19 protein-coding genes are annotated in these 19,525 nt (G+C 64.6%); 12 read left to right on the top strand and 7 right to left on the bottom strand.

The features are described 5' to 3' along the window. Positions 1–100: 100 nt before the first annotated feature. The gene (locus AC1MBU_RS06170) at positions 101–1,138 is read left to right on the top strand and encodes an ATP-dependent 6-phosphofructokinase (RefSeq protein WP_277356890.1); all 1,038 of its coding nucleotides are present in this window, start codon (positions 101–103) and stop codon (positions 1,136–1,138) included. 108 nt (positions 1,139–1,246) lie between these two features. Here the strand turns inward: AC1MBU_RS06170 and dhaK are convergent, their stop codons facing one another. Genes dhaK through AC1MBU_RS06150 form a run of 4 tightly spaced genes read right to left on the bottom strand, consistent with a single transcriptional unit; the run spans position 1,247 to position 4,615 of the window. Further along, complete coding sequence (dhaK, locus tag AC1MBU_RS06165) at positions 1,247–2,242, bottom strand: dihydroxyacetone kinase subunit DhaK (RefSeq protein WP_277356891.1); 996 nt, start codon at positions 2,240–2,242, stop codon at positions 1,247–1,249. A 51-nt stretch (positions 2,243–2,293) separates the two neighbouring features. Then, on the bottom strand, positions 2,294–2,932 hold the full coding sequence (gene dhaL / locus AC1MBU_RS06160; RefSeq protein ID WP_479789376.1) for a dihydroxyacetone kinase subunit DhaL: 639 nt from the start codon (positions 2,930–2,932) through the stop codon (positions 2,294–2,296). Then, positions 2,929–3,750, bottom strand: coding sequence for an HAD-IA family hydrolase (locus AC1MBU_RS06155; RefSeq protein ID WP_479789374.1), 822 nt, complete (start codon positions 3,748–3,750; stop codon positions 2,929–2,931). The genes dhaL and AC1MBU_RS06155 overlap by 4 nt, the downstream gene beginning before the upstream one ends. Position 3,751: 1 nt before the next feature. Then, the gene (locus AC1MBU_RS06150) at positions 3,752–4,615 is read right to left on the bottom strand and encodes a class II fructose-bisphosphate aldolase (protein WP_479789371.1); all 864 of its coding nucleotides are present in this window, start codon (positions 4,613–4,615) and stop codon (positions 3,752–3,754) included. Between the two features lie 167 nt (positions 4,616–4,782). Here AC1MBU_RS06150 and AC1MBU_RS06145 point away from each other — a divergent pair, with 167 nt between their 5' ends. Then, positions 4,783–5,202, top strand: a complete 420-nt coding sequence (locus AC1MBU_RS06145) for a GlcG/HbpS family heme-binding protein (RefSeq protein WP_479789369.1) — start codon at positions 4,783–4,785, stop codon at positions 5,200–5,202. 8 nt (positions 5,203–5,210) lie between these two features. Here AC1MBU_RS06145 and AC1MBU_RS06140 read toward each other — a convergent pair whose 3' ends face one another. Both AC1MBU_RS06140 and AC1MBU_RS06135 read right to left on the bottom strand, forming a co-directional pair. Continuing rightward, complete coding sequence (locus tag AC1MBU_RS06140; RefSeq protein WP_479789367.1) at positions 5,211–7,034, bottom strand: glycoside hydrolase family 15 protein; 1,824 nt, start codon at positions 7,032–7,034, stop codon at positions 5,211–5,213. Between the two features lie 97 nt (positions 7,035–7,131). Beyond that, positions 7,132–8,502 carry a glucose-6-phosphate dehydrogenase gene (locus AC1MBU_RS06135; protein ID WP_479789365.1) on the bottom strand — a complete coding sequence of 457 codons (1,371 nt, stop codon included), beginning with the start codon at positions 8,500–8,502 and terminating at the stop codon, positions 7,132–7,134. A 113-nt stretch (positions 8,503–8,615) separates the two neighbouring features. Here AC1MBU_RS06135 and AC1MBU_RS06130 point away from each other — a divergent pair, with 113 nt between their 5' ends. Continuing rightward, positions 8,616–10,253, top strand: a complete 1,638-nt coding sequence (locus tag AC1MBU_RS06130) for an ABC-F family ATP-binding cassette domain-containing protein (protein ID WP_479789363.1) — start codon at positions 8,616–8,618, stop codon at positions 10,251–10,253. A 5-nt stretch (positions 10,254–10,258) separates the two neighbouring features. Here the strand turns inward: AC1MBU_RS06130 and AC1MBU_RS06125 are convergent, their stop codons facing one another. Then, positions 10,259–11,464, bottom strand: coding sequence for a hypothetical protein (locus AC1MBU_RS06125; RefSeq protein ID WP_479789361.1), 1,206 nt, complete (start codon positions 11,462–11,464; stop codon positions 10,259–10,261). A 210-nt stretch (positions 11,465–11,674) separates the two neighbouring features. On the opposite strand from AC1MBU_RS06125, the gene AC1MBU_RS06120 reads away from it, so the two are divergent. The 9 genes from AC1MBU_RS06120 (at position 11,675) to AC1MBU_RS06080 (ending at position 19,477) form a co-directional block, all read left to right on the top strand. Beyond that, complete coding sequence (locus tag AC1MBU_RS06120; protein WP_479789360.1) at positions 11,675–12,952, top strand: class I SAM-dependent methyltransferase; 1,278 nt, start codon at positions 11,675–11,677, stop codon at positions 12,950–12,952. Positions 12,953–12,975: 23 nt separating this feature from the next. Further along, positions 12,976–14,220, top strand: coding sequence for a metal-dependent hydrolase family protein (locus AC1MBU_RS06115; RefSeq protein WP_479789358.1), 1,245 nt, complete (start codon positions 12,976–12,978; stop codon positions 14,218–14,220). 275 nt (positions 14,221–14,495) lie between these two features. After that, positions 14,496–15,575 carry a GAF domain-containing serine/threonine-protein kinase gene (locus AC1MBU_RS06110; RefSeq protein WP_479789355.1) on the top strand — a complete coding sequence of 360 codons (1,080 nt, stop codon included), beginning with the start codon at positions 14,496–14,498 and terminating at the stop codon, positions 15,573–15,575. Between the two features lie 94 nt (positions 15,576–15,669). Next, positions 15,670–15,876, top strand: coding sequence for a hypothetical protein (locus tag AC1MBU_RS06105; protein ID WP_277356900.1), 207 nt, complete (start codon positions 15,670–15,672; stop codon positions 15,874–15,876). Beyond that, complete coding sequence (locus tag AC1MBU_RS06100) at positions 15,873–16,250, top strand: type II toxin-antitoxin system death-on-curing family toxin (protein WP_479789351.1); 378 nt, start codon at positions 15,873–15,875, stop codon at positions 16,248–16,250. The genes AC1MBU_RS06105 and AC1MBU_RS06100 overlap by 4 nt, the downstream gene beginning before the upstream one ends. Before the next feature lie 45 nt (positions 16,251–16,295). Next, positions 16,296–16,487 (top strand): hypothetical protein, encoded by a 192-nt coding sequence (locus AC1MBU_RS06095; RefSeq protein ID WP_346028557.1) that lies wholly within the window; start codon positions 16,296–16,298, stop codon positions 16,485–16,487. A gap of 200 nt (positions 16,488–16,687) precedes the next feature. Then, positions 16,688–17,629, top strand: a complete 942-nt coding sequence (locus AC1MBU_RS06090; protein WP_479789348.1) for an SbcC/MukB-like Walker B domain-containing protein — start codon at positions 16,688–16,690, stop codon at positions 17,627–17,629. A 25-nt stretch (positions 17,630–17,654) separates the two neighbouring features. Then, positions 17,655–19,088 (top strand): type II toxin-antitoxin system prevent-host-death family antitoxin, encoded by a 1,434-nt coding sequence (locus tag AC1MBU_RS06085; RefSeq protein WP_479789345.1) that lies wholly within the window; start codon positions 17,655–17,657, stop codon positions 19,086–19,088. Beyond that, a complete protein-coding gene (locus AC1MBU_RS06080; protein WP_479789344.1) occupies positions 19,085–19,477 on the top strand; it encodes a type II toxin-antitoxin system VapC family toxin in 393 nt (130 codons plus the stop codon). Before AC1MBU_RS06085 ends, AC1MBU_RS06080 begins: the two co-directional genes overlap by 4 nt. The last annotated feature ends 48 nt before the right edge of the window (positions 19,478–19,525 follow it).

The raw sequence follows: 19,525 nt of genomic DNA, 5'->3' as shown, positions 1-19,525 counted from the left end.
CCGGAACGGCGCAAGTGGTTGGGTTGAAGGGTGGAGCGGACTCGTTCTGCACCTCATCAAACGCCATCGAGGAGACACACACGATGATGTGAAACGCTCAATGAGCCGCATCGGCATCCTGACCAGTGGCGGAGACTGCCCCGGACTCAACGCGGTGATCCGCGCCTGCGTGCTGCGTGGCAGCCGGGATCACGGACAGGAGTTCGTGGGCATCCTGGACGGGTGGCGGGGATTGGTGGATGCCGATTTCATCGATCTCGACTGGATGAGCGTGCGTGGGCTGGCCAAGCTGGGCGGCACCATCCTCGGGACCTCACGGACGAGCCCGTTCGGCGAGCGCGGTGAGGACGGCGGAGCTGCGCATATCAAGGCGAACCTGCGCTCGGCGGGCGTCGACGCGCTCATTGTGATCGGCGGCGAGGGCACGCTGGCCGCCGCCCAGATCCTTAGCCGGCACGGGGTCCGGATTGTCGGGGTGCCGAAGACCATCGACAATGACCTGTCCGCTACCGACTACTCGTTCGGCTTTCACACGGCGGTCGAGATTGCCACCGAGGCCATCGACCGGCTGAAGACGACGGGGGAATCGCACCACCGCTGCATGATCGCCGAGGTCATGGGCCGGCATGCCGGGTGGATTGCGTTGCATGCGGGTATCGCCACCAGCGCCCACGCAATCCTGATCCCTGAACAGGAAGCCACGCTCGACCAGATCTGTGCCTGGGTGCGTACGCCGTTCGAGCGCGGCCGCACTCCCCTGGTGGTGGTCGCCGAGGGATTCGTCTCCGCGGAGATGACCCAGCCGCATTCGGAGCGTGGGCTGGATGCTTTCAACCGGCCGCGGTTGGGCGGCATCGGCGAACGGCTTGCTCCGATTATCGAGGAACGGACCGGTATCGAAACGCGGTCCACCACCCTCGGGCACATCCAGCGCGGCGGGGCTCCGAGCGGAGCTGACCGGGTCCTTGCCACCCGCCTTGGCCGGGCCGCTGTGGACGCCGCCCAGAACGGGGAATGGGGCACCATGGTCGCCAGCCGGGGAACAGAGATTGTGCGGGTGAGCCTGGAAGAGTCAGTCGGGCGCCTCAAGACGGTTCCGCAGGAGCGCTACGACGAAGCGTCATTCCTTTTCGGCTGATCAGCAGCACGGAGGGGAAGCAGCGGGGCGGGAACCGGCACCAAAACAGAAACACAGCAGAGCCCGTCCGGTGGGGGTTGGACGGGCCCTGCTGTGGCTTTCAGCTGGTCAGAACACGCGGATGGGGATCTCCGCGGGGTCGTTCAGGAGCCCTTCGATTTCGTCGTCGAGCTTGACCAGGGTGATGGAGGCACCGGCCATGTCCAGGGAGGTGCAGTATTCACCGACGTAGCTGCGGCCCACCGTGATGCCCTGCTCAGCGAGCCGTTTGTGGGCCTGGCCGTAGAGCAGGTAGAGCTCGCTGATGGGCGTGCCGCCGAGGCCGTTGACCATGAGGGCAACGCGGTCGCCGTCTCCGAACGGAAGATCCTTGACCACGGGGGTGAGTAGTTCATCGACGATCTCGTTGGCAGGCATCATCTTGGCCCGACGGCGTCCCGGCTCGCCGTGGATGCCCACGCCCATCTCGATCTCATCCTCGCCGAGCTCAAAGAGCGGACTGCCCTTGGCGGGAGGTGTGCAGGCAGTGAGCGCCACACCCATGGTCCGGGTGACGGAGTTGACCTTTTCACCGATGCGGATGACCTCGTCGAGATCCGCTCCGCGCTCGGCAGCAGCGGCGACGGCCTTGATGACGAAGAAGTTGCCGGCCACGCCGCGACGGCCGATCGTATAGGTGGAGTCCTCCACCGATACGTCGTCGTTGATGAACAGGGTCTTGACGTTGATGCCTTCGGCGGAGGACATTTCCTGGGCCATTTCGAAGACCATCTTGTCACCGGTGTAGTTGTTGACGAGCAGCAGGACGCCCTTGGGTGAGGCGAGCATCTTGGTGGTCTCATACACGTAATCGAACGGGGGTGCGGCGAAGACGTCGCCCGGGCACGCGGCGTCGAGCATTCCCTTTCCGACGATCATCACGTGCGCCGGTTCGTGGCCGGAGCCGGAGCCCTGGACAATCGAGACCTTGTTCTCGTCCGGGCCGTCGGCGCGCATGATGAGGTTGTACTCGGGCACATACTTCAGGGTGTCCGGATTGGCCAGTGCGAGGCCTTCGAGCATCTCTGGAACAAACTGCTGCGGATCATTGACGAACTTCTTCATGGGGGCTCCACATCGTTGTGCTGGTTGGGGAAAGGGGTGTGACGAAAGAAATCAGCGGTTGGGCCACTCGGAGACAATGCGCTCGATGATGATGGCAACCGCCACTGCACCGGCATCGGGTGAACCGATGCTGCGTTCACCGCTGTAGCTGGCGCGGCCGCGCCTGGCCTCGAGCTTGCTGGTGGCGTCAGCGCATTCACGGGCGGTCTTGGCGAAGGCTCCGCGCGCTTCCGCGGCCTCTGCACCGGACTGGATCTGCCGCTCGAGTTCATCGGTGGCCGGCACCAGTGCGTCGAGCAGCGTCTTGTCGCCCAGGTCGGCATTACCGCGTGCCTTGATCCCATCGGTCGCTGCCCGGAGCATTGCCACGGCTGCAGTGCCGTCAATGGTGTCGAGGGTCTTGGCTGTCATTGATGCGCGCAGGAACGCCGTGCCCCACAGCGGCCCGGAGGTTCCGCCGATCCGGCTGGAGATGGCGACAGCCACCTGTTGCAGGAAGGTGGCGACGTCGTCGCGCTTGAGTTTGTCCCAGTCAGCAAGGACCTTCTCGAAGCCGCGCGCCAGCGAGTAGCCGAGGTCGCCGTCGCCGACGACAGCGTCAAGGTCACCGAACTCCTTTTCCTGGTCCACTGCCGTCTGGGCAAGAGTACGGACAACGTATTCGACGTCCGCGAGATCTGTGGCGGTCATGATTTCTCCGTAGGGGTCGAAGCGGTGGTGGAGGGTGCTGACGGTGCCGGGCGGTCGAGGATGTCCTGCAGGACGGCCAGCGAGACGGCATCCGGCACATCAAGGCCGAGCGGGTTCTGCAACACCGCGGTGGGTTCGCCGTTATCCGGATCGCCGAGGGAGGAGACAACCAGCGAAGCGCCGCTGAAATCCTCCTCTTTCGTATAGCCGCTGACCGTGACGACGGTCCGCAGCCCTGCCGCCAGCGCGGCCAGCATTCCGTTGCGGCTGTCCTCGATGACGACGGCGTCATCCGGTTGCAGCCCCAGGTCACCGAGCGCTACCAGATAAATGTCCGGCGCCGGCTTCTTGTGCGGCACGATGTCACCTGCAAACACGGAGAAGTGGGCGGCGAGTTCCGGACCGACCGCATGGCCGAGTACGGCGCGCACGGCAGGTTCGGCAGAGGTGGATGCCACCGCAAGGGTCCAGCCGGCGTCGTGCGCTTCAGCGACGATGCGCCCAATTCCGGGCCGTCCCGGCATCGCGCCGCTTTCAACCAGTCCCTTGTAGATGTCGGTCTTGCGCTTGTGCCAGTCGCGGATCGCCTGGTCCACAGCGGCGTCGCTATTCAGTTCGAGCGAAGCGGCCAGCTCCCCGGTCAGGATGCTCCGCATCCGCTCCTTGCCGCCGCCGATCTTCACCTTCTGCGCGTACTCCTCCGAGGTCCACTGCACTGGAACGTTGAAGTCGGTGAAGGTCTGGTTGAAGGCGGGCAGGTGACCGTGCTGCTCAGTGTCGGCCAGGACGCCGTCGCAATCGAAGATGAGCGCCGGCATCCTAGTGTCCGGCCTTTCCTGCGCTGCCGAACTGGTCCGCGAGCTGTGTCACCATGGCCACGACGTCACCGCGGGTGTGCTTGAACAGTGACGGCGGATCCCACTTGTTGTTCTGTTCAGCCTGCTTCAGGAAGGACAACGAGGACTGCATGTACGTTTCCTTGAGCGCCGTGGAGATGTTCACCTTGGCGCAGCCGCGGGCAATGAGGTCGGCGAACTGTTCCGGGCTCAGTCCGCTTCCGCCGTGGAGCGCAATGGGAATGTTCCGGGCCTCGACGATCTGGGTGACCCGCTCGACGTCGAGCACCGGAGCTGCCTTGTAGGAGCCGTGTGCGTTGCCGATCGAGGGAGCAAACACGTCAATGCCGGTGGCGTCGATGAACGCGAGCGCGGTCTCCAGGCTCTGCTGCTGGGACACCTCGTCGGAGCCGTGATCGTCCTCGACGCCGGTGATGGACTCGATCTCCCCCTCGACCTGCGCGCCGTAGCTGCGGGCTTCGGCGACCACGTCGATGGTCTGGCGCTGGTTCTCCTCGACCGGAAGCTCGGAGGCGTCGAAGAGCACCGAGTTCCAGCCGGCTTTCAGGCATTCCGTCACGACCTCGCGGTCCGGGCAGTGGTCCAGGTGAAGGGTCACCGGTACCTCGATGCCGCGGGTGAGCGACTGCCACATGTCGAACAGCACCCGCGACCCGATGCTGCGCACGGTTTTGACCGAGGTCTGCAGGATGACCGGCGAGCGGGCTTCGACCGCGCCTGCCAGGACGGCCTCCATGGTCAGGTCATTGAAAATGTTGATCGCCGGTACGCCGTAGCGGGCCTGAAACGCGGGATCGACAATGTCTTTCAGGGGAACAACGCCCACGACACATACCTCCTGAGTAGGGTTCAAACTCCACAGTAGGGGTGCGTACCGCACGCCGGAATGGGGGGTTACCCGCCCCTCGCCTTGCGGGTAATCACCACCTCGTCAGGACCGGCGGGGCGTGCTTAGGTTGCTCAATCACCCCCCCCCTACCGACAGGAAACACCATGGCAACTGGAAGCGTGCTTGAGACAGTCACCGCCGAGGAAGCGCGCCGCGTCATTGACGCCGCGGCCGCCAAGGCAACGGAAATCGGGCAGCCGATGGACATCGCCGTCGTCGACGCCGGCGGCAACCTGAAAGCCCATGTCCGTATGGACGGCGCCAACATCGGCAGCATTCCGATTGCCATCAACAAGGCCTACACGGCCATCGCCTTCCAGTGCGAGACCGGTGATCTGCAGGGGCTCACCCGGCCCGATGGCCCGATCTACGGGTTGAATGACGCCCACGGCGGCCGGCTGGTGGTGTTCCCCGGTGGCATTCCGCTGGTACGCAACGGCGACATCGTGGGCGCCGTCGGTGTTTCAACCGGAACCATCGAGCAGGACCAGGAGGTTGCGGAGGCCGGGGTCGCTGCGTTCTGAGCGGGCGCTCAGGCCTGTGCTGCCTGCGCGTCCTCGGCCTGGGTGATAGCCCACGCTGCGTTGATCAGGCCTATATGCGACAGACCCTGCGGGAAGTTGCCGATCAGTGCGCCGCTCCTGATGTCGATCTCCTCGGAAAGGAGGCCGAGGTCATTTGCGTATCCGGTCACTTCGTCGAAGATTTTTCTGGCGCGTTCCGGTTGGCCTGCCATCGCCCAGCCGCTGGCCAACCAGTACGAACAGATGATGAAGGCACCCTCATCACCTGAGCCCGTCCACCGTTGGATGAGGTTCCCGGTGGCGAGTTCGCGCTCCATCGCGTCCAGCGTTGCCAGGATTCGGCTGTCGTCAGGCGGAAGGAAGGCCATAATCGGCATCAGGAGCACACCGGCGTCGAGATGGTCCGAGCCGAAGGCGCCTGTAAACGCATTGATGGTGCTGTCCCACCCCTGGTCGAGGATGGCGGCGTGGATCCTGTCCCGTTCACGCTCCCACTCCGGCACCTTCCGGGCGGCGCCGAGACGGTCGGCCAGTTTCATCGCGCGGTCCAACGCCACCCAACACATCAGTTTCGAGGTGACGTAGTCGCGGGTGCCTTCACGGCCTTCCCAGATTCCCGAATCGTTCTCCTGCCAGGTCTGGGCAGCCCTGTCCGCAACGGCGACCAGGAACTCCCGGGTCTCGGTTGGAAATTCGCCGAGCTGGTCCCGCAGGATCCAGGCACACTCGAAGACCTCACCGAGGACGTCCAGCTGCTTCTGGTCCCAGGCGTCGTTGCCGACACGGACCGGCCGGGAGCCGGCATAACCGGCCAGGTGGTTAAGTTCGCGCTCTGTGAGGTCATGCTCGCCGCCCACGCCGAACATGATGCTCAGGTGCCCGTCGCGGAGGACGCCGGCAGAGGTGGTGATCCAGTCGAAGAAATCCTGCGCCTCGTCCGGACACGCTGCCACCCACAGCGCCTTGAGTGTGAGGCTGCCGTCACGCAGCCAGCCGTAGCGGTAGTCCCAGTTGGCGGTACCGCCCGGCTCTTCCGGCAGGGAGGTGGTGGGTGCCGCGACGACCGCGCCGGTTGGACTGTAGGTGAGCGCCTGGAGCACCAGCGCGCTGCGGTGCACCTGTGCTTGGTAGGCGCCCCGGAAGCTCTGGTGCATGTCGCTCCAGGAGCGCCACGCTGCAATGGTGTTGTCCAGCTCAGCGGCGCCGTCGGCAGCTGGTTGCGCGGCTGCCGTGACGCCGTGGTGACGGAGCGCGAAAACGGCGGCGTCCCCGTCCTCCAGCCGGTAGGTGCCGCCGAGTGATCCGTCGGCGACAGAGAGGTTCAGCCCGGCGGTCAGCGTCAGACGGTCGGAGCCTCCCCTGATGACCCACCCGGTCGCGGTCTGCGTGAAATGAGGAGTGATCAGTCCGTATTCCGGACGGGGAGCAAGGTCGACCGCCAGTTCAACGGTTCCCCGGGTCACCTCGACCCGGCGAAGCAGCAGGTGCGGGGAGTTGTGCCCGATCTCGTGGCCCCGCTCCCCTGGCCCCAGGGCCAGCGCGTCCGTCAGCAGGACCGTCCCGTTGCCGCAGTCGAACTCGGTCTCGAGGACCATGGTTCCGGGAAGGTAGCGGCGAGTGGCTGTGTATGTGCCCGTCGGGCGGATGATCCAGTGTCCGGCGTCGGGATCCAGCAGGCGCCCAAACACGCTGGGGGCATCGAAGCGCGGCGGGCACCACCAGTCCACCGAGCCGTCCCGAGAGGACAGGGCGGATCCCTGGCAGTCCCCCAGCAGTCCATAGTCGGCTATCGCGGCTGACTTGTGATCCGGCGTGTTGTCCGGCCTGCGCACAGAAAGTCTCCCTCGATCGTGGTTCACCGTAACCCTACCCGTGGACCGTAATCCGGCCGGGCTCCGCTGCAAGGCGGGGGCACATTGAGCGGGGGCACTAGGGGCGCGGCCACTGAGGGCCGTTTGAGCCTGCCTCGTATTCATCCAGCGGAACCTCTCCACCGGCCCACGCCTCGCGCACCGAATCGACGATCCGCCATCCTTCTTCAGCGGCGGCACCGTCCAGGGCGAGCATCGCGTCCGCATCGAGCATTCCGCGCAGGACTTCGCCATAGGGATTCAGCTCTCCGGGCCCCACGTCTGCCGACAGGTGCGTCCGCTGGAGTTCAAGGGGGTGCCCTGATCCGTTCACGTTGATTCCCAGATCCACGCCGCCGTCCGCGAGGTTCAGGCGCAGTACGTTGGGCCGGTTCTGTCCGTTCAGCCGCCCAGGCAGGTGCGGTACGTCCCGGAAGGTCACGATCACTTCCTGGCGCGGCTGCCCGATCGCCTTGCCGGAACGGAGGGTGAAGGGAACTCCCGCCCAGCGCCGGTTCGCCGCCTCGACATCGAGCTCGGCGAGGGTTTCGGTGTTGCGCCCGGGATCCACACCGTCTTCGTCGGCGTAGGCCGGCAGCTCCCTTTCCCCAACGGTGCCCGCCGTATAGCGGGCACGCCTGCTCGCCGTCCGCGGGTCATTCCGCCACAGGTGAATCGAGCGGAGCGCCTGGACTTTGGCGGCGTGAAAATCCGCAGCGTCAAGCTCGGCCGGCGGCTCCATGACAATCAGCGCCATGATCTGCAGCAGATGGCTCTGGAGCATGTCCACCATGGCTCCGGCCTTGTCGTAGTAGCCGCCGCGGCCTTCGAGCCCGAGTTGCTCGTCATACACGATCTCCACCCGCGCAATATGGTCCCGGTTCCAGAGTGGCTCAAATACCCGGTTGGCAAGGCGCAACCCGAGGATGTTGAGGACTGTTGACTCGCCCATAAAGTGGTCCACCCGGAAGACCTGCGACTCCGGAACCACACCGGCGACCAGTTCATTCAGCTCGGTTGCACTCCTGCGGTCGTTGCCGAAGGGTTTTTCGAGCGCCAGCACGGTGCCCTCCGGCAGCTGTGCATCCTGTAGGGCCTTCACTGCAGTGGCCGTTACGCCCGGCGGCAGTGCGAAGTAGATGATCGGCTTGCCGTGTGCTTCCCGGACGAGCCCGGCGAGTTCCTCGGGAGAGGAGTAATCCACGGCAAGGTAGCGCGACGTGGACAGGACATGGTCAACGGCAGCGCCATGGGCGTCCACGGTGGAGAAGGCCTCGCTCACCGTGCTGCGCCACTGGTCATCGCTCCACTGCTTCCGCCCCGAACCCAGTACCAGAATCCGCCGATCGGGTTCCTCCGTGAGCAGCTTCCCCACCCCCGGCAGGAGCAGCCGGGCTGCCAGGTCTCCGGTTCCCCCGAGGATGATGAGCGTTGATTCCGAATCGGTCATGCCTGTTCCTCCAGGTTGGGGGCATCGTTGGATACTGACCCGTCCAGTCTGCACCCTCTCACTGACACGTTCCTGACGCGCGGCTGACTGCCACCGGCTCCTACACTGAATCAATGACTGCAACCCTCGTGGCCAAGGCGCTTTCCGGCGGCCACGCCCACCGCACCCTGTTCGCCAACCTGGACCTCACCGTCACCGAAGGCGACGTCGTCGGAGTGGTGGGTGCCAACGGTGCCGGCAAGTCGACCCTGCTCCGTCTGCTCGCCGGCGTGGATGAGCCGCTCGCGGGCACCGTGATGGCCTCGCCCAAGGATGCTTTCGTCGGGTGGCTCCCGCAGGAACATGAGCGCACACCGGGTGAGACCGTGGAGCAGTACATTGCCCGCCGGACCGGCGCCACCGAAGCTACTGCCGCGATGGAAGCCGCAGCCGAAGAACTCGGTACCGCCGTCAAGGGCGCCGATGACCGCTACGCCGCGGCGCTGGAACACTGGCTCGCCTCAGGAGCAGCGGATCTGGAGGACCGGCTCCCGGCGGTTCTGGCCGACGTCGCACCCGGCGTCGCTCAGGATGCCCTCGTCACCGGACTTTCCGGCGGCCAGCTTGCCCGGGTTGCCCTGGCCGCGCTGCTGCTGAGCCGGTTCGACGTCGTCCTACTCGATGAGCCCACCAATGATCTGGACCTGGACGGGCTGGCCCGCCTTGAAGCGTTCATGCGTAACCTGCGCGGCGGCGCTGTCCTCGTCTCCCACGACCGCGAATTCCTCGCCCGCTGCGTCACCACCGTGGTGGAACTGGACCTGGCGCAGAACCAGGTGGCGGTGTACGACGGCGGTTACGACGCCTACCTTGAAGAACGCGCCGTCGCGAAACGGCACGCGCGCGAGGCGTACGAGGAATACGCCGACAAGAAGCAGGACCTCGTCTCACGCGCCCGCACCCAGCGCGAGTGGAGCTCGCAGGGCATCCGGAATGCGATGAAGAAGAGCCCGGACAATGACAAGATCCGCCGCCGCGCCAGCACCGAGTCCTCAGAGAAGCAGGCACAAAAGGTCCGCCAGATGGAATCGCGGATCGCCCGGCTGGACGAGGTGCAGGAGCCGCGCAAGGAATGGCAGCTGCAGTTCAGCATCGGCTCCGCGCCGCGGTCCAGCTCAGTGGTCGCGACGCTGAACGGCGCCGTGGCGAGGCAGGGCGCCTTCACGCTGGGCCCCGTGTCGGTCCAGCTCCACGCCGGTGAGCGAATCGGCATCACCGGTCCCAACGGAGCGGGCAAGTCTACGCTGCTCCGCCTGCTGCTGGGTCATCAATCCCCCGACGACGGCGCCGCATCGCTGGGTGCCAATGTCGCCGTCGGCGAAATCGACCAGGCACGAGGCCAGCTTGCCGAGGACGAAACGCTTGCTGCAGCCTTCGAAGCGGCCGTACCGGAGTTGGCGCAGGCCGAGGTGCGCACCCTGCTCGCCAAGTTCGGCCTCAAGGCCGACCAGACCGGGGCACTCGTCGGCAACCTCTCCCCCGGCGAGCGCACCCGGGCCGGACTTGCGCTGCTGCAGGCACGCGGGGTGAACCTGCTGGTGCTCGACGAACCCACTAACCATCTCGACCTACCGGCCATCGAGCAGCTCGAGGAAGCACTCGAGGACTACACGGGTGCGCTGCTGCTGGTCACCCATGACCGCCGGATGCTTGAGAACGTGCGGCTGGATGCCCGGTGGGAGGTCAGTGCAGGACAGGTCCGGGTGCTGTAGCCGAACTACGCCGGAACCTTGGGATCCTCCAGAGCCTCATCGCGTGCCTTGAACTTCGCCGCGACCTTCTTCACCACCAGGTAGGGAAGCCAGCAGAGCGGCTGGTAGGCGAGGGCGGCCAGGAGAAAGCTCGTGCTCAGCTCCAGCTCCACCCCTGGGCGGCTCGGGATCAGCACCACTATCGCGCTGACGAGCACGCCGCCCGAATAGATGAACATGTAGGGCCAGCGAAGGTAGCTGCGGAGAAAGTAGAAGAAGGCGAACCCGAAAGCGATAACGCAGATGAAGCTGACCAGTGGGTTGCCGGGATCGAGGTATCCCCACTCCGCGGCGAGCTGCTGGACGAACAGAGTAGCCATCAGCCAGACGAAAATCAGTCCCATCGAGATCCAGGTCCGCCCCGAGTGCCGGGCGCGCCTGTCCTTCAACTCGGGGTCCTTAGCCTCTTCCTCACGGCGGATCGCTTTGTCGAGTGCTATCCACTGGGCACCCAGTTCTTGTTCATCCGCCAGCCAGCCCTCCGAGAAGGTGTAGGGAATGAGGTCGGCCGCAGCGTTGAGATGCTTCAGCCGGTCAGCGTCAGTGAGGACCTGTGTGTCGTGCCGGAAGAGGAACCGGGGAGTGTAGTGAAGCGGAATGCCTGCGCCGGCGAAGTAGCTCAGCCACCGGTCAACACCCTCATCCTTGTGCGACGAGAAGGGCACGCTCAGCAATTCCTGGCGGCCGTCGTCGTCGTACCGGATATACAGGACGGGAGCGGTCTCGATGATAGGGGTCGCTGTGCGGGGTGTCGTTGTCCGGCGAACGATCGCGAAGGAAGCCACCACGGAAGTCACCGCATCGAGCGGGATGGTGCGGCGGCGGGGCGCCTCACCGACTGCACTCTTCGCGCCGCCCTTCATGAACGGCGTGCGCCATTCCTCCGATTCAATGCGGTCGGTGAAGAGGGTGGCGCGCGGAAGGTGTGAGTAGTGCCAACGCAGCTTGCGGGAGTGCCCGAAAGCCTTGACCGCCATCCACGCTCCCCCCGCGACCACCGGCAGGAGAAGCAGGAGCCACAGGTTCCTATAGACGGCGAGCAACACCAATGGCCCGACGGCGAACGCCACCCCGAGCAGCACACCCACGAACAGGACAATCACGCCGAAAGTGCGCCAGAAAAGGTCCGGTGGAGCAAGTCTGTGCGCGTGAACCAGGCCTGGCCGTGTCATGTATCCCATCCCCCTGAGCAATCAACGGGGCGATTCGCCCTTCAGCATCCTAGTTGCCTTCGGAAACGAGTGCGGCCTGTGCCCGATCCCACTGAACTTTTGCGCACGTACGGCGACTTCTACGGGCTGGAAAGTCACCGGATCTGCGCAAAAGTTCCGAGGTGTTGGAGGCTCTGGTTCGTCGGCGCAATTCGGAGTAGACAGGAGTACATGGCGAAAGCAACGGGAGTAGCGCCTCGGCTGGCGGAAGCCCTGGGGATCATCCTCGGCACCGAAGAGATCCCGTTGAGGTTGCGCGCGTGGGATGGTTCCGAGGCCGGGCCAGCGGGTGCTCCGGTCATCGAATTCCGCTCCCGCCGCGGGTTGCGCCGAATGCTGTGGTGTCCCAACCAGCTGGGCCTGAGCCGTGCCTACGTCGCCGGGGATATCGACGGCCCCGGCGACCTCTTCGAGAGCTTTTCGGCGCTGAGTTCGGTGGGGAAGTTCGCCGAGCTGAAAGCCTTCCGCCCGCCGACGCTCCGCGAGCGCTGGAAGCTGATCCGCACCGCCGTCCGGGTCGGCGCGCTGGGACTTCCGCCCGCGCCGCCGCCGGAGGAGATGAACGTCAGCAGAAAAGGCGGGCTGCATTCGAAGAAGCGGGACGCGGCTGCTGTTTCACACCATTACGACGTCGGCAACGGCTTCTATGCGCTCGTCCTCGGTCCGTCGATGGTGTACTCCTGTGCGGTCTGGGCGGACGAAACCACCGGCCTGGACGCGGCCCAGGAAGCAAAACTTGATCTCGTGTGCCGCAAGCTCGGACTGCGGCAGGGCATGCGGGTGTTGGATGTGGGCTGTGGGTGGGGCAGCTTCGCGCTGCACGCGGCGCAAAACTACGGAGTCGACGTCGTCGGCATCACACTCTCGAAAGAGCAGGCAGCGCTGGCACGGGAGCGGGCTACCGCCGTCGGGCTTTCTGACCGGATTGAGATCCGCGTTCAGGACTACCGCGACATCAACGACGGCCCGTTCGACGCGATCAGTTCCATCGGCATGGCGGAGCATGTGGGGCGGGAGCAGATCGGGCACTATGCATCGAAGCTGTACGGCCTGCTGCGGCCCGGCGGCCGGCTACTCAACCATGCAATCTCGTGGAATGCCGGTGAGATGCCGCCGGATCCTGACTCGTTCATCCCCCGCTACGTCTTCCCGGACGGCGAGATGCTGAGCCTCACCGTGATGCTGGGTGCGCTGGAATCGGCGGGGCTGGAAGTGCTCGACGTCGAAGCGCTGCGCCTGCACTACGGACTCACCCTGCGTGCCTGGGTGCGCAACCTCGAGGAGAACTGGGACGAGGCGGTCCGGCTCACCAGCGAGGGCAGGGCGCGGGTGTGGAGGCTGTATATGGCCTCGAGCGCGCTCGGGTTTGAGCGCGGGCTGAACGGCGTCAACCAGATCCTGGTGCAGCGGCCGGGTGGCGAAGACCCGCCGTTGCGCCGCAATTTCTAACACACCGTTATTAGAGTGGCTGCATGACACCCTCTCTCACAGTTTTCCGCAATGGCCATGTGTTCGACGGCGAACGCTTCCTTCCCGAGCCCGCTGACGTTATTGTCCGGGGCACCACGATCGAAGCGGTGGGCCCGCGTGCTTCGAAAGCGGAACAGTACGACGGCGCGACGGTGGTCGACTGCACCGGGCGCACAGTGCTCCCCGGGATGATCGACCTGCACATCCACGCGACCACCTCCAACCCGGGTTCCATCCAGGCAGTGGCCGAGCCGTTTTCGCTGCAGTTCTACGAATCGGTGCGGAACCTGGAGGCCACGCTGCGGGCGGGCATCACCACGGCGCGCGATGCCGGCGGCGCTGACCTCGGCGCCAAGCTGGCCATCGAGCAGGGCCTCGTGAAAGGGCCGAGGCTCCGACTGGCAATCAGCATCATGTCCCAGACCGGTGGTCACGGGGACTTTTGGCTGCCGTCAGGTGTGGACTCCCCTGCACTGGGGCCCCACCCCGGGCGGCCGAGCGGAATTGCCGACGGCGTCGAGGAGGTCCGGAAGGTCACCCGCCAACTGCTGCGGGCCGGGGCGGACCAGATCAAGATCTGCTCGACCGGCGGAGTGCTCTCCCCCACCACCGATCCGCGGCATTCGCAGTTCACTCCGGCGGAGATCGCGGTCATTGTTGAAGAAGCAGACCTGCAGGGCAAGTACGTCATGGCGCATGCACAGGGCACCGCCGGCATCATCAACGCACTGCGGGCCGGCGTGCGGTCCATCGAGCACGGAATCTACCTCAACGAGGAGGCGATCCAGCTGTTCCTGGACACCAACGCCTACCTGGTGCCGACCCTCGCTGCGCCCCGGGCGGTCATCCGCAAGGGAGAATCCGGGACCAGCGGCCTTCCACCGCAGGTCATCGACAAGGCCAAGCGGGTGGCCGAGGATCACCGTGCCTCGGTTGCCCGTGCTGTTGAAGCCGGTGTCCGGATCGCCATGGGCACGGACTCCGGTGTGGGGGTCCACGGGGAAAACCTTGAGGAGCTCGCCCTGATGGCGGACGCCGGCATGAGCCTTGAACAGGTGCTGGCTGCAACTACGTCGGTTGCGGGTGAACTGATCACTCCGGAGCGCTCAGTGGGCCGGCTCGCTCCGGACTACCTGGCCGACGTCGTCGTTCTGAATGGTCGGTTGGAATCGGAAGGGCAGCTTCCGCGACTGCGCGAGATGATTGGGCAGGTCTACAAGGACGGCGAGCTGCAGTTTCCAGTCTGAGGAGGGCCCACAGCTTGACCTCGTCCCGGTAGAATTTTCGTGGCCAACACACAGCGACGATTTCCTCCTTTTCCGTCGCCCACTGATCATGTCGGTCAAGGAAGGTAAGTGATGGTTGAGGCGGCCGTGGACAGCACACCCGGACTCTTGTTCGGCGGACGGTACCGCTTGCTCGAACGGATAGGGGTCGGGGCCAAAGCCGCGGTCCACCGGGCACGGGATGAATTCCTCGCCAGGGACGTGGCGATCCGGCGTCACCTCTTGTCTATCTGGTCATGGAACTGGTGCGGGGCCCTGACCTGCGGCACCGGATTGCGGAGGGAACCCTGCAGTTGCGCCAAACCGCGCAAATTGGGTGCGATCTCGCTGATGGTCTGGATTACATCCATAGCCAGTCGGTGGTTCACCGGGACGTCAAGCCGGCCAACGTCATGCTCTTTGATTACGGCACCAGGAACGCTCGGGTTCGCGCCAAGCTGACCGACTTCGGCATCGCAGCCCTGACCGGCACAAAGGGCGACGACGCGAGCTCACTGACAGGGACCGTCGCCTATATGAGTCCAGAGCAGGTCAAGGGCGAGAGTGTCGATGCCGCGAGCGATATCTATTCGCTCGGCCTCGTCCTCCTGCAGTGCATCACCGGCAAAATGGAGTTCCCGGGCCCGGTGGTGGAGAGCGCCGTGGTGAGACTATTCCGCGCGCCGGAAATTCCTGCGGACCTGGATCCTCAATGGGTGGCGCTGCTGACCGCGATGACATCGAGGGATCCTGCGGCGAGGCCCACCGCCCGCGAGGTCTCGATGGCGTTGTACGAACAGGCGGTCGCGGGCCGTTCCCGGCGTAAGCAGGCGGGTTCACTTGTGCCGGACAATGAAGAGGATCGGCTGGCTGCAGTTCGCCGTTACAACATTCTTGACACTCCGCCGGACGGCGCGTTTGACCGCATCACGTCCCTCGCCTCGCGGATCTTTTCGGTGCCAACGGCGATTGTCAGCGTTGTGGACCACGACCGCATCTGGTTCAAGTCCCACTACGGAACCGATGTGGAACAGCTCGACCGGGACCCGGGACTGTGCGCGTCGGCCATCCTGCAGGACGGCCCCTGGATTGTCGAAAATGCGCCAGCCGACCCCCGGGCGCTCAGCAACCCGCTGGTGGCCGGCGAGTTCGGTCTGAAGTTTTACGCAGGGGTTCCATTGCGAACGCGGGACGGCTTCAACCTCGGAACGCTGTGCATCCTGGATACAGAGTCCCGTCAGTTCACTTCCGACGAGGTCGGCATGCTCGAGGACCTGGCCGGCATCGTCATGAATGACCTGGAGCTCCGGCTCGAGAGTCGTAGCGCACGGGCCTAGGCCTTCTGGAACGTGGTCGTCGCCAGTAACGCTGTCCTGGTCCCTGTCCGGAAAGCCTTTGAGGTGGGAGGTACCATTCCGGTACCGTGGACGGATGGCACTCAACATACGGCTCCCCAAGGATCTTGATCGCCAGCTCGACATAATCGCCTCGGAATCTCACATCTCGAAAAGCGCGCTCATTCTGCAAGGCGCCCAGCTCGTGATTGAGCGGCATGCACGCCGCAACGTCATCGACGCGTCTCTCGCATTCGTGAAGGCGCATGATGCGGAGTTGCTGGAACGACTCGCTGACGCGTGACGGCATATCTTGACATCAATGACGCTCTTTACATCATCGCGCAGTACGGCTTCCATGTCCGCGACGTTGGGATTCTTCAGTCGGCTCTTGCCCGGCCCGCGACAATCGCGGCGGGACAAGAAGCCTACCCTGCGTTAGCCAAAAAGGCGGCCGTTCTACTTGAATCAACTGCACGTAATCACGCCCTCATCGACGGCAACAAGAGAACTGCGTGGACGTTGATGGTGGTTTTTCTGGGACTCAACGGCTACCGGCATAACTTCCCGACAGATGTGGCCTTCGATCTGGTGGTCGGGGTAGCAAGCGGAAGCATCACCAATGAACAGTCCACCGACCTCATCTCCGCTCACCTCATCGCAACGCCACGGACCTGACACGCGAACTGCGTTTCGTCGGCGCCGGGTCGTACCTTTGACGACGTGAGCACCCTCAGCACTGCATACGCAACCGATCGCCTGGCCAAGGAAAGTCCCGCCTGGTCCCTGCTGCGCGGACGCAACGCGGGCGCCGCCGTCGCGCTTTTGGGAACGCATCTCAGTGGAGAGGAAAGACGGCGTCCTGCGCCGGAGCTTTTCGAGTTTGATCGACGCCGATTTGCAGGAGCTGCGTGACCACGGCTTCGAGCTCCCGCAGACCGCACAGGCGTATTGCTCGGAGTGGCGCAACGAGGGCGTCCTGATTCGCAGATGCAGCCGAGCTCGAACAGCGCTTCTACGGCGTCCGCCGGAGCATTACGCACGCTGAAATCGACGGCGTCGCGCTGAAGGTCAGCGGCGCGCTCATCGAGGAGGAGAACGCTGCCCGCGGTTCGGTGCAGGCGGCGGAACAGGCGATCACTGCAATCGAGTTCGCGTTCATCTCCTCGTGGCGGGCCGTTGCCGGCGACCTCACCGCAGAGATCACCGACCGTGGCGGCTTCCTCGACATTTTGGGCAAGCTTCGTGCGGACCGGCTGCCGGACTTCGAGCAGAAGTTCTTCGATTTGCTGGAGAGTCAGGCACAGCGAAACGTTGGGCAACTGGCCAATGAAATCCGCCGCGCGCCCGGGCAGATCCGGGAGCGCATTGACCCGGTGAACCGTTCCCTGCGCCGCTCCCCATTTGACCAGGGCCGGTATCTCAAGATCATGGTCAAGGACAACAATTCCGAGGCGAAGACCAGATTCATGCAGGACCTCCAGACCATCTCCGCGGGGTCCTGGGCCGAGGAAAGCCGCGAGGCCGCGGAGCAGAAGTTCGACGTGATGAACCGCCTCATGACGCGGCTGTCATCCAGCGAAGCCGGGGACCGCACCTGGCAACGGCAAGTACTGGACACCCGGCAGCACGTCCGCTTCACCGGGGTTGAGCTGGATGAGGCCGGCACCACGGTCAACATCCACGATTCCAGCGCTGGGCTCTCGGGCGGCCAGCGGCAGAAGCTGGTGATCTTCTGCCTGGCCGCTGCATTGCGGTACCAGCTGGCTGAGAATGAGGACGACATTCCCGGCTATGGCACTGTCATCCTGGATGAGGCTTTCGATAAGGCAGACAGCACGTTCACCCGGATGGCCATGGACGTGTTCCTCGAGTTCGGCTTCCACATGGTCCTGGCCACACCGCTGAAGCTGCTGCAGACCCTCGAGGACTACGTGGGCGGTATCGCGCTGGTGGTGTGCAGGGAGTTCCGCGATTCGCGGATCGGTGTGGTCTCTGTCGGCGATGCTGAACTGCAGGCCGCCGCTGATGAGTCGGCGCCGGAGACAGACGGTTGATGCCTCGAAAACGAGGTATCGCCTGATGCCGGGTGCCGGGAAGCTCTGGGTCGACGTGGAACAGGCACGCACTACCGCAGCCGGCAAGTATGAGCGGAATTTCGGTGAGTGGGCGGTAGTCGGTGGTGCCGGCGTCGTCGTCGAGTTTCCGCTGCACCCACCCACTGAGCAGGCTGCCCTTGCAAACCAGGGTGAGGCGATTGCCTGGGTGAAATCCTGGCGCGACGCCGGGCTGGAAGACGCTGTGGTGTGGGCGCCGCGCCGCTGGGCGAGCCTCGGAACGCAGCAGGTTCCGGACCGGCTGCGCCTCACCGGTGCCGTCGAGGTGGCACGGTTCGCGCGGAAGGGGCAGCACTGGTCACGCCTGAGCGCGCGAGTCCAGACACTGCTGTCGACGTTCGACGGCGGCACGCTGGCTGAAGCTGTGAGGCGGAGCGCACGCCGGATTGCGGAGCTTGATGACGCCGACTTCGACCGGTTGCTTTTGGTGCTTCGATGGCTGGAAGCGAATCCGCAGTCGGGACTGTATATCCGGCAGCTTCCTGTGCGCGGCGTGGACACCAAATGGGTCTCGACCCACCGCGGCCTGGTGGAGAAGCTGTTCGCTGCGTTGACGGGGCTGGAGTCCCTCGGGCTGGGCGCTCCGCCGGTGCTGGTGCGGATGCGGTTCCTGGATCCGCAGCTGAGTCCCGGCGGTCTGGTGGATGTGTCGGCACCGGTGCCAGAGCTTGCTGCCTTGGACATTCAGCCGCGAACTGGTTTCGTGTTCGAGAACCTTGAGTCAGTGATCGCGATGCCGCCGGTACCAGGCGCGGTGGTACTTCACGGTGCTGGATACGCGGTGGATCGGTTGGAGCGTATTCCGTGGGTTCGGGATGGCCGGGTTGTGTATTGGGGCGATCTGGATTCCCACGGCTTTGGAATTCTGAACCGAATCCGATCCGCTTGCTCCAACGTGTCCACTGTCTTGATGGACAGTGAAACGCTGGAGGCTTACCGCGATCTCTGGGTGAAGGAGCCGGTTCCATCGACCGGGACGTTCAACCATCTCCTGCCTGCCGAGCAGCAGATGGTCGAGCATCTCGGGCGGCAGGGCAACGTTCGCCTTGAGCAGGAGCGCATCGAGTGGCGGTATGCATTGGAGCAATTGCTCACTCGGCGACGTGTTGCTACGCTTGCTACGGAGGCAATCATGGCCACAATTCCCCACCGAGAACTGCGGAACTCCAGCAGCAAGATTCTCGAGCGCGTCCGCGCTGGTGAGACCATCACCGTGACAAACAACGGCGAAGCCGCAGCAACCCTTATCCCGCCGTCGTTGTCACCCCTGGAGCAACTACTGCTTTCTGGCAACGTCCGGCCAGCGGGTTCCGGAGCAGTTGACTTCCGCTTGTTATCTCGCGTGCGCCAACGTCAAAGTTCTTCCGATGTGCTCAATGATGTCCGCGGCGACCGATGATCCTGTATGTCGATACATCCGCCGCACTGAAGCTCCTCATCGAAGAACCCGAATCAGAGCCACTGGCTGAAGAATTGACCACGAGAGTGGGACGTGGAGATCGTCTGGTCTCATCAATGCTTCTCTACACGGAGCTTCACTGCGCTGCACGGCGGAGAGCGAAGCTGGCGCCGGAGCTGGTGAATTCGGTAACTGACTCGATCAACCTGGTCGACATAGCGCGTGCCGACCTCATGTATGCGGCCGCCCTCGCCGGTGGATTGAGGAGCGCAGACGCCATTCATCTTGCCACTGCCGTCCGGCTCGAGGCGGATTCGATGGTCGCCTACGACGCCGAACTTCTCGCCGCCGCGGCGGGCGCGGGACTCTCTACGCTCGCTCCTGACTGACCGCGGGAAGACATCGTCCTGAAATTCGAGCAGAGCCGCTCGCTCCGT

This window comes from Arthrobacter sp. PTI12, from assembly GCF_056679915.1.
The sequence above is the reverse complement of the archived record's forward strand: the minus strand, read 5'-3'. Positions and strand labels throughout refer to the sequence as shown.